This is a genomic window from Enterobacter cloacae complex sp. P13B, from assembly GCF_014895915.1.
GTDB lineage: Bacteria > Pseudomonadota > Gammaproteobacteria > Enterobacterales > Enterobacteriaceae > Enterobacter > Enterobacter bugandensis.
In genome coordinates, this window is sequence record NZ_JADBQN010000018.1 from 133,370 (window position 1) to 143,030 (window position 9,661).

A 9,661-nucleotide genomic window follows, 5' to 3' on the forward strand; every position below is an offset into this window, starting at 1 on the left:
GATGGTGGCAGGGCAAGGTAAATGAGTGGACTCAGGCAGGAGCTGGGGCTAGCGCAGGGCGTTGGCCTGCTTTCAACCTCCTTGTTAGGTACCGGCGTGTTTGCCGTACCGGCACTGGCGGCGCTGGTCGCCGGAAATAACAGTCTTTGGGCATGGCCGGTGCTGATCCTGCTGGTGTTCCCGGTGGCGATTGTGTTTGCCATACTCGGGCGGCACTTCCCCAGCGCGGGCGGCGTGGCGCATTTTGTCGGCATGGCGTTTGGTCCGCGCATGGAGCGCGTAACCGGCTGGCTGTTTTTGTCGGTAATACCCGTTGGCCTTCCGGCAGCCCTGCATATCGCCACCGGCTTTGGACAGGCGCTGTTTGGCTGGCACGACGAGCAACTGCTGCTGGCTGAGCTGGGTACGCTGGCGATCGTCTGGTGGGTGGGCTCGCGCGGAGCCAGTTCAAGCGCGAATCTGCAAACGCTGATTGCAGCGTTGATCGTCGTGCTGATCGTCGCCATCTGGTTTGCGGGTAACATTACCGTAGCGGATATCCCCTTCCCTGCGATAAACGATATCGACCATTCACAGCTTTTCGCTGCGTTATCCGTCATGTTCTGGTGTTTTGTTGGACTTGAAGCATTCGCTCACCTGGCATCCGAGTTTAAACAGCCCGAGCGTGATTTTCCCCGCGCTCTGATGATTGGTTTACTGCTGGCGGGCACCATATATTGGGCCTGTACCGTGCTGGTGCTGCACTTCAACGCGTTCGGCGAAGATAAAGCCGCCGCCGCATCGCTACCGGGTATCGTGGTTAAACTTTTCGGCGTGAAGGCGCTATGGGTGGCCTGTGTGATTGGCTATCTCGCCTGCTTTGCCAGCCTCAACATTTATATCCAGAGCTTCGCCCGTCTGGTGTGGTCACAGGCGCGCTACAAACCTGAGAGCCGCCTCGCACGGTTGTCTAAACGTCAACTCCCTATGAATGCGCTGAATGCCGTGCTGGGCTGCTGCGTCCTGAGCTCGCTGGGTATTTATCTTCTCGACATCAACCTCGATGCTCTAATTATCTACGCCAACGGTATTTTCATCATGATCTACCTGCTGTGCATGCTGGCGGGCTGTCGTCTGCTGAAAGGTCGCTATAAAGCACTGGCGGTCGTCGGGGGCGTGCTGTGCCTGCTGTTGCTGGCGATGGTGGGATGGAAGAGTGTGTATGCCATCGTCATGCTGGCGGGGCTGTGGGCGTTTTTACCGAAGCGGAAAAATCCGTAGGCCCGGTAAGCGAAGCCGCCGGGCAAGAAAATTATCGATCGTCTTTATGGTCTAAACGGTCGCGCTGTTCATCCTTGCGCTGATACTCCCCTTCGAAGGTATCGCCTGGCCCTGTGCTGAACCCGCCGCCCGGCATGCGGCTGAAGCGCAGGTGCGGCAGCAGCTTCATGGTCAGGTGCTTCTGTACGGGCGGCAACAGCAACAGCAGGCCGAGGAAGTCGGTGAAGAACCCCGGCAGGATCAGCAGCAGGCCAGCAATAATCAGCGACACGCTTTTGATCATCTCTTCTGCCGGGCTTTCGCCTGCGGCCATCTTCTGCTGCATTATCAGGAAATTTTTGAAACCCTGATTACGCACCAGCGACATGCCGATGACGGAGGTGAAGATCACCAGAATCAGCGTCAGCAGGACGCCCAGCACGTGAGCTACCTGAATGAAAATAGAAATCTCAATGTAAACATAGAGAAAGAAAGCAATAAACGGTATCCAGCGCACTGGCATCTCCTGTGTGGCAGGAGCCATCTGGCCCCTGTCTGAATGTGTTCGCGTCACGCGTCTGTAAGAGATGGAGACGGTTAGCCAAAATTCAATCGGTTTGCACGGATATTTTTTTCGGAAATATTAAAGCGGTGACACATTTCACAGATTAATAATTATCATGGAATCGGGTCGATAATAAGTGATCCAGCTTACGGCAATTCGCTATCATCAGCATATGATCTCGAACATCTGGCCGATTGAGGGAATAATCGTCGGTCAGAAAATATTCAAAACCACATATATGTTGTGTGTTTAGTACAATCCATCGGCAGCTTGAAAAGAAGGTTCACATGTTAAACAACATTCGTATCGAAGAAGACTTGTTGGGTACCAGGGAAGTTCCAGCGGATGCCTACTATGGTGTTCACACTCTGAGAGCGATTGAAAACTTCTACATCAGCAACAGCAAAATCAGCGATATCCCTGAGTTTGTCCGTGGCATGGTGATGGTGAAGAAAGCCGCAGCGCTGGCGAACAAAGAGCTGCAAACCATTCCTAAAAGCGCGGCAAATGCGATTATCGCTGCCTGCGATGAAGTGCTGAACAACGGCAAATGCATGGACCAGTTCCCGGTTGACGTCTATCAGGGCGGCGCGGGTACCTCCGTCAACATGAATACCAACGAAGTACTGGCAAACATCGGCCTTGAGCTGATGGGCCACCAGAAAGGTGAATACCAGTACCTCAACCCGAACGACCACGTTAACAAATGCCAGTCCACCAACGACGCCTACCCAACCGGCTTCCGTATCGCGGTGTATGCCTCCGTGGTCAAACTGGTCGACGCGATCAACCAGCTGGGCGATGGCTTCCAGCGTAAGGCCGTTGAGTTCCAGGACATTCTGAAAATGGGCCGTACCCAGCTGCAAGACGCGGTGCCAATGACCCTCGGTCAGGAATTCCATGCGTTTAACGTGCTGCTTAACGAAGAGACCAAAAACCTGCTGCGCACCTCCGAGCTGCTGCTGGAAGTGAACCTGGGCGCAACCGCCATCGGTACGCGTCTGAACACCCCGGATGGCTATCAACAGCTGGCGGTTCAGAAGCTGGCGGAAGTGTCTAACCTGCCGGTGGTGCCTGCGGAAGACCTGATTGAAGCCACATCCGACTGCGGCGCGTACGTAATGGTACACAGCGCCCTGAAACGTCTGGCGGTGAAACTGTCCAAAATCTGTAATGACCTGCGCCTGCTCTCCTCCGGCCCGCGCGCTGGCCTGAACGAAATCAACCTGCCAGAGTTGCAGGCGGGTTCTTCCATTATGCCAGCCAAAGTTAACCCGGTAGTGCCAGAAGTGGTGAACCAGGTTTGCTTCAAGGTGATTGGTAACGACACTACCGTGACCATGGCCTCCGAAGCCGGTCAGCTGCAGCTGAACGTGATGGAGCCGGTGATTGGCCAGGCGATGTTTGAATCCATTCACATCCTGACTAACGCCTGCTACAACCTGCTGGAAAAATGCATTAACGGCATCACCGCGAATAAAGAAGTCTGTGAAGGCTATGTTTATAACTCCATCGGGATCGTTACTTACCTCAACCCGTTCATCGGCCACCACAACGGTGACATCGTTGGTAAGATTTGCGCCGAAACCGGTAAGAGCGTGCGTGAAGTCGTGCTGGAGCGTGGACTGTTGACCGAAGCAGAGCTGGACGATATCTTCTCGGCCCAGAACCTGATGCATCCGGCATATAAAGCGAAACGATATACCGATGAAAGCGAACAGTAACAGTTCAGGCTAGGCTTCCGAAAGGCACGTCACTTGTGACGTGCCTTTTTTCTTTTTAGGCGTTACCTAAATACAACAATTCAATATCAACTTGTTAATAAGCAAGGCAGGTCTTTATGTTTGGAGCAGAACTCGTCATCGTCCTGTTGGCGATTTATTTGGGCGCGCGGCTCGGGGGTATCGGCATTGGTTTTGCCGGCGGTCTCGGGGTGCTCGTACTTACCCTTATCTTTCAGATTAAACCCGGCGCAATCCCTTTTGACGTTATCGAAATCATCATGGCGGTTATTGCCGCTATTGCGGCCATGCAGGTGGCGGGCGGTATGGACTACCTGGTGAGCCTGGCGGAGCGCATGCTGCGCCGCCATCCGAAATACATCACCTTCCTTGCCCCGCTGGTGACCTGGTTTATGACCATTCTCGCGGGAACCGGCCACACGGCGTTCTCCACGCTGCCGGTGATCACCGAGGTGGCAAAAGAACAGGGGATTCGCCCGTCTCGTCCACTTTCTATTGCCGTGGTGGCGTCGCAGATTGCGATCACCGCGTCGCCAATCTCAGCCGCCGTAGTCTTCTTCGCGGGTATCCTTGAGCCGATGGGCGTGAGCTACCTGACGCTGCTGGCGATCTGTATTCCGGTCACGCTGATTGCGGTGATGATTACCGCCGTGCTGTGTAACTTCCTGGGTGCCGAGCTGAAAGACGATCCGGTTTACCAGGAGCGTCTGGCAAAAGGTGAAGTGAGCCTGCGCGGTAGCCAGGTCTTCGAGCTGAAGCCGCACGCGAAACGCTCCGTGCTGCTGTTCCTGATCGGTATCGTCGCCGTGATGTTCTACGCGACCGCCATCAGCGACACCGTGGGGCTGATCCAGAACCCGGTGCTGCCGCGTAACGAAGCGATTGTGGTATTCATGCTGACCATCGCCACGCTGATTAGCATCACCTGTAAAATCGACACCAGCGAAGTGCTGAACGCCAGCACCTTCAAATCCGGTATGAGCGCCTGCGTGTGCGTACTGGGCGTGGCGTGGCTCGGTGACACCTTCGTGAAAGCGCACATCAGCGACATCCAGACCGTTGCCGGCGACCTGCTTCACAACTACCCGTGGCTGTTGGCGGTGGTACTGTTCTTTGCCGCGACGCTGCTTTACTCTCAGGCTGCCACCACCAAAGCGCTGATGCCTGCGGCACTGATGCTGGGCGTGACGCCGCTGACGGCGATTGCCTCTTTTGCGGCGGTTTCTGCGCTGTTCGTTCTGCCAACCTACCCAACCCTGCTGGCCGCGGTTGAGATGGACGATACCGGCTCAACCCGCATCGGTAAGTACGTGTTTAACCACGCGTTCCTGATCCCGGGCGTGGTGGCGATTACGCTTTGCGTCGTCCTCGGCTTTATCATTGGCGGCATTGTGCTGTAAACGGTTAGCCGTTGTAAAAATAGTTAAAATCGGGCCGCTCTGCGGCCCGTTTCATTAATGACCAATCGCATGGCGTGATATAGTGAAGACTTTCGTGATGAGGAGGTCGACTGTGAACACGCCTGATGCTGTTGTCGTACTTTGTACCGCCCCTGATGAAGCCTCTGCCCAGGATCTCGCCGCCAAAGTGCTGGCCGAAAAACTGGCTGCCTGCGTCACGCTGCTCCCCGGCGCGACCTCCCTTTATTACTGGGAAGGCAAGCTGGAGCAGGAGTATGAAGTCCAGATGTTGCTCAAAACCAATCTGGCGAATCAGCAGGCGCTCCTTGACTGCCTCAAGTCTCATCATCCTTATCAAACCCCGGAGCTGCTGGTGCTGCCAGTGGTCCACGGCGATAACGACTATCTCTCATGGCTCAACGCTTCTTTACGCTGATCCTGCTGCTGTGCAGCACGTCAGTATTTGCCGGTTTGTTTGACGCGCCCGGCCGTTCGAACTTTATTCCCGCCGACCAGGCGTTCATTTTCGACTTTCAGCAAAACCAGCACGATCTCAATCTGACCTGGCAGGTGAAAGAGGGTTACTACCTCTACCGCAAGCAGGTCAGCATCACGCCGGCAAAGGCTAACGTTGGCGCATTGCAGATGCCCGCTGGCGAATGGCATGAGGATGAGTTCTACGGTAAAAGTGAAATTTATCGCCAGCGCTTAAGCGTGCCCGTCACGGTGAATCAGGCGGATAAAGATGCCACGCTGACGGTTACGTATCAGGGCTGTGCCGACGCGGGCTTCTGCTACCCCCCTGAAACGAAGGTCGTTCCGCTTACTGAAGTTAAAGCGGCTGCCTCCCCTCTCCCCTCAGGCGAGAGGGCCAGGGTGAGGGATGAAGGCGAAGCCAAAGCTGCTTCCGATCTGCCGTTCTCAGCACTTTGGGCCTTACTGATTGGTATCGGCATTGCCTTTACCCCTTGTGTGCTGCCGATGTACCCGCTTATCTCCGGGATTGTACTGGGCGGCAAACAGCGTCTTTCTACCGCCCGGGCGCTGCTCCTGGCCTTTATTTATGTGCAGGGCATGGCGCTCACCTATACCGCGCTCGGCCTCGTGGTCGCCGCGGCCGGACTACAGTTCCAGGCAGCGCTTCAGCACCCTTACGTGCTAATCGGCCTGTCAGCCGTATTTATTCTGCTTGCGCTGTCGATGTTTGGCCTGTTCACGCTTCAGCTGCCCTCTTCGCTGCAAACCCGCTTAACGCTGATGAGCAATCGCCAGCAGGGTGGCTCTGCTGGCGGCGTGTTCGCAATGGGCGCCATCGCCGGGTTGATTTGTTCCCCCTGCACTACAGCACCGCTGAGCGCTATCCTGCTGTACATCGCCCAGAGCGGTAATATGTGGCTCGGCGGGGGTACGCTGTATCTTTACGCGCTGGGGATGGGCCTGCCGCTGATTCTGGTGACGGTGTTTGGCAACCGCCTGCTGCCGAAGAGCGGCCCGTGGATGGAGACGGTGAAAACCGCGTTCGGCTTTGTCATCCTGGCGCTCCCGGTGTTCCTGCTGGAGCGCATCATGGGTGACGCGTGGGGTTTGCGCCTGTGGGCCATGCTCGGCGTGGCGTTCTTCTCCTGGGCGTTTATCGTCAGCCTGGGGGCAAAAAAAGCGTGGATGCGTCTGGTGCAAATTCTCCTGCTCGCCGCCGCGTTGGTGAGCGTGCGCCCGCTTCAGGATTGGGCGTTCGGCTCGCCTGTGGGCCAGACGCAGGCACATTTAAACTTTATACACGTTAAGAACGTCGATGAGCTCAACAGCGCGCTGGCGCAGGCAAAAGGCAAACCGGTGATGCTCGACCTCTATGCCGACTGGTGTGTTGCCTGCAAAGAGTTTGAAAAATACACCTTTAGCGATCCTCAGGTGCAAAATGCCCTGAAAGAGACGGTACTCCTTCAGGCAAACGTCACAGCCAACAATGCGCAGGATAAGGCCCTGCTTAAACACCTTACCGTACTCGGGCTGCCAACCATTCTGTTCTTCAATGAGCAGGGGGAAGAGCTGCCTGAACAGCGTGTAACCGGGTTTATGGACGCAACGGCATTCAGCGCGCATTTGCGCAATCGCCAACCGTAAACAACACTTTAGACGGGACATACCGTTGGGAATAGCGGAGGAGATAACCGTGCAACGCGAAGACGTACTGGGACAAGCCCTGCAACTACTTGAGATTCAAGGGATCGCCAGCACCACGCTTGAGATGGTAGCCGACCGTATCGATTACCCTCTGGATGAGCTTAAGCGCTTCTGGCCGGATAAAGAGGCGCTGCTTTATGATGCCCTACGCTATCTTAGCCAGCAGGTGGATATCTGGCGCAGGCAGCTAATGTTGAATGAAGAGCTGACCGCTGAGCAAAAACTGTTAGCGCGCTACACCGCCCTGACAGAGTGCGTCAGCAACAATCGTTATCCAGGCTGCCTGTTTATTGCTGCCTGTACGTTTTATCCCGATCCTGGCCATCCAATACACCAGCTGGCGGATCAGCAAAAACGTGCGGCGCATGACTTCACCCACGAACTGCTGACAACGCTTGAAGTGGATGACCCGGCAATGGTCGCTAAGCAGATGGAGCTCGTACTGGAGGGTTGCCTGAGCCGCATGCTGGTGAACCGTAGCCAGGCCGATGTGGATACGGCGCACCGCCTGGCGGAAGACATTCTGCGCTTTGCCCAGTGTCGTATGGGCGGGGCGTTAACCTAGACCAGCATGCCCGCCCAGGCGGAGACGAGCAGACATAGCGCCATCAGGCGCTGAAACCGCACCATCGCCACGGTGGTGCGAAACACCCGGTTTACCGCCTTCCCCAGCCACGCCCAGCACATCAGGCACATCACAGAAATCAGTAAAAACCATAGCGCCATCAGCGCAATATCTCTTAACGGATGAATGCTCGCGGGAGCAAAAAGACTCACTACCGCCAGCGCCATCATCCACGTTTTCGGATTCACCATCTGCAGCAGCGCTGCGGCTTGCGCGGTGAAGCGATGAGGCGTCTTCTCAGAAAGATTCGCCGCAGGCGCCCGATACAGTTGCCAGCTCATCCAGGTTAGCCACAGCACGCCCGCCCAACTCATTGCCTGGCGTATCAGAGGAAACTGACGCAGCACCTCCCCGGCGCCGGCACCCGATATCAGCACAATCAGACTCGCCGTAATACATCCCCCCATAATGGCGGGAATGGTGTTTTTCACGCCAAAGTGCTGGCTGTTAGTGAGAACGAGGATATTCGTCGGGCCGGGCGTTATCGACGCGACAAAGGCAAACAGCAGATAAGGCATCAGACTCACAGATGGCTCCTTTTTTGTTAGAGCCATTACTGTGCTGCTATTTTCTGGAAACGTCTGGAAGGTTTGTGCACAACCGGCGGTAGTGGGCAGGGGAAATGCGGTATGCACGCTGGAACCAGCGTCCCAGATGGCTTTGGTCGGCAAAACCGAGCGCTGTAGCCACATTAACAGGCTGTTCGCCGTGCGCCAGCAGCTGTCGCGCCTTTGCCAGACGCAGTTGAATAAGCCAGGCGTGCGGTGCCAGGTTGAACTCGCGCTTAAAGCAGCGCGTCAGCGTAAAGCGATCCGTGCCCGTCTCGCGCGCAAGGTCTGACAACCCCACGTTCTCGCCGATATGCGCATAAAGATAGTCGCGTGCGCGGTGCGCCACGGCAGCGCTCTGTAGCTGCGACGGGAGTTTCTTACGCCAGTGGCAATGGGAGGTGATCTGAGAGAGCAGCTTATCCATTGTGCTCTGCTGAACAATTTTCATCTCATCGCTATGCAACGCGTTAAACGTCTCGCCGATAGAACGGACCAGCTGAGGTTCTCGCGTTAGCGTTTGAGCAAAGTGAAGCGAGTAGCGATCCGGCGTGGCTTCATATAATCCACGGAGGGTACGCGTCAGCCACTGCTCGTCAAGATAGAAGGTGAGATAGGTAAAGCCTCCTTCCACAGGCGCGTCGCCGTCGTGAATTTCGCCCGGCTCCAGTAAGAACGCATCACCAGGATGGCTGCGGTGGCGTTCGCGACGACAGTGGAACTGCTGGGTGCCTGAAAGGGTAATCCCGACCAGATAACTATCGTGCCAGTGGGGATCGAAGGCATGGCCTTCGAAGTGCGCTTTAATCGTTTCAATGCCGGTATCCGCATGCTGACGGAGCTCAAGCCAGTCGTTTGCCATACTGCCCTCCTGTTGTCATCAGCATTGCCGCACGGCCCGGTATTGTCTGGAAGATTTGTGCATTTTCACGGTGAAAACGTACAGATTGCCGCAAACTTAAGCAGTTGAACAGCTTTTCCTGAAATAATGTTGACGATAAGGCGCGATTGCGGTTTAATGCGCTCCGTTGCCCGGATAGCTCAGTCGGTAGAGCAGGGGATTGAAAATCCCCGTGTCCTTGGTTCGATTCCGAGTCCGGGCACCACTATTTAAAGAACCCAGCCTATGGCTGGGTTTTTGCTTTTCTGCGTTTATCAAAACCTTACCTTATTTATACCCCTCTATCTCTTCCCGGTAAGATCGTGCGGTTAGCATTTCCCGGTGGCGCTGCGCTTACCGGGCCTGCAAAACCTATAGCCGGATAAGGCGAAGCCGCAATCCGGTATTTTCCGGCGCACAAAGCAAAAAACCCCGCACCTTACGGTACGGGGTTCTTCTTGATTGATGCCTGGCAGTTCCC

General features: G+C 55.7%; 9 protein-coding genes and 1 tRNA gene. 7 read left to right on the plus strand and 3 right to left on the minus strand.

Going from position 1 to position 9,661, the window contains the following annotated elements:
* Window positions 1-21: 21 nt before the first annotated feature.
* Window positions 22-1,260, plus strand: a complete 1,239-nt coding sequence (gene yjeH / locus IM273_RS10065) for an L-methionine/branched-chain amino acid transporter (RefSeq protein WP_193051777.1) — start codon at window positions 22-24, stop codon at window positions 1,258-1,260.
* Between the two features lie 31 nt (window positions 1,261-1,291).
* Here yjeH and IM273_RS10070 read toward each other — a convergent pair whose 3' ends face one another.
* Window positions 1,292-1,756 carry an FxsA family protein gene (locus IM273_RS10070; protein WP_028015228.1) on the minus strand — a complete coding sequence of 155 codons (465 nt, stop codon included), beginning with the start codon at window positions 1,754-1,756 and terminating at the stop codon, window positions 1,292-1,294.
* A gap of 335 nt (window positions 1,757-2,091) precedes the next feature.
* Here IM273_RS10070 and aspA point away from each other — a divergent pair, with 335 nt between their 5' ends.
* The 5 genes from aspA to IM273_RS10095 all read left to right on the plus strand — a co-directional run bounded on the left by aspA (window position 2,092) and on the right by IM273_RS10095 (window position 7,692).
* Window positions 2,092-3,528, plus strand: a complete 1,437-nt coding sequence (aspA, locus tag IM273_RS10075; RefSeq protein ID WP_003855923.1) for an aspartate ammonia-lyase — start codon at window positions 2,092-2,094, stop codon at window positions 3,526-3,528.
* 116 nt (window positions 3,529-3,644) lie between these two features.
* Window positions 3,645-4,946, plus strand: a complete 1,302-nt coding sequence (locus tag IM273_RS10080) for an anaerobic C4-dicarboxylate transporter (RefSeq protein WP_008502949.1) — start codon at window positions 3,645-3,647, stop codon at window positions 4,944-4,946.
* Between the two features lie 112 nt (window positions 4,947-5,058).
* The gene (gene cutA / locus IM273_RS10085) at window positions 5,059-5,382 is read left to right on the plus strand and encodes a divalent cation tolerance protein CutA (RefSeq protein WP_014168278.1); all 324 of its coding nucleotides are present in this window, start codon (window positions 5,059-5,061) and stop codon (window positions 5,380-5,382) included.
* On the plus strand, window positions 5,358-7,067 hold the full coding sequence (locus IM273_RS10090) for a protein-disulfide reductase DsbD (RefSeq protein WP_193051778.1): 1,710 nt from the start codon (window positions 5,358-5,360) through the stop codon (window positions 7,065-7,067). Before cutA ends, IM273_RS10090 begins: the two co-directional genes overlap by 25 nt.
* A 49-nt stretch (window positions 7,068-7,116) precedes the next feature.
* Window positions 7,117-7,692: a transcriptional regulator gene (locus IM273_RS10095; RefSeq protein ID WP_028015225.1), complete on the plus strand. Its 576-nt coding sequence runs from the start codon at window positions 7,117-7,119 to the stop codon at window positions 7,690-7,692.
* Here the strand turns inward: IM273_RS10095 and IM273_RS10100 are convergent.
* Window positions 7,689-8,279 carry a LysE family translocator gene (locus IM273_RS10100; RefSeq protein ID WP_048999812.1) on the minus strand — a complete coding sequence of 197 codons (591 nt, stop codon included), beginning with the start codon at window positions 8,277-8,279 and terminating at the stop codon, window positions 7,689-7,691. The two genes, IM273_RS10095 and IM273_RS10100, sit on opposite strands and share 4 nt — an antisense overlap.
* Window positions 8,280-8,316: 37 nt before the next feature.
* On the minus strand, window positions 8,317-9,162 hold the full coding sequence (locus tag IM273_RS10105; RefSeq protein WP_041911503.1) for an AraC family transcriptional regulator: 846 nt from the start codon (window positions 9,160-9,162) through the stop codon (window positions 8,317-8,319).
* A gap of 168 nt (window positions 9,163-9,330) precedes the next feature.
* Between IM273_RS10105 and IM273_RS10110 the strand changes: the two genes are divergently transcribed.
* A tRNA-Phe gene (locus IM273_RS10110) sits at window positions 9,331-9,406 on the plus strand.
* The last annotated feature ends 255 nt before the right edge of the window (window positions 9,407-9,661 follow it).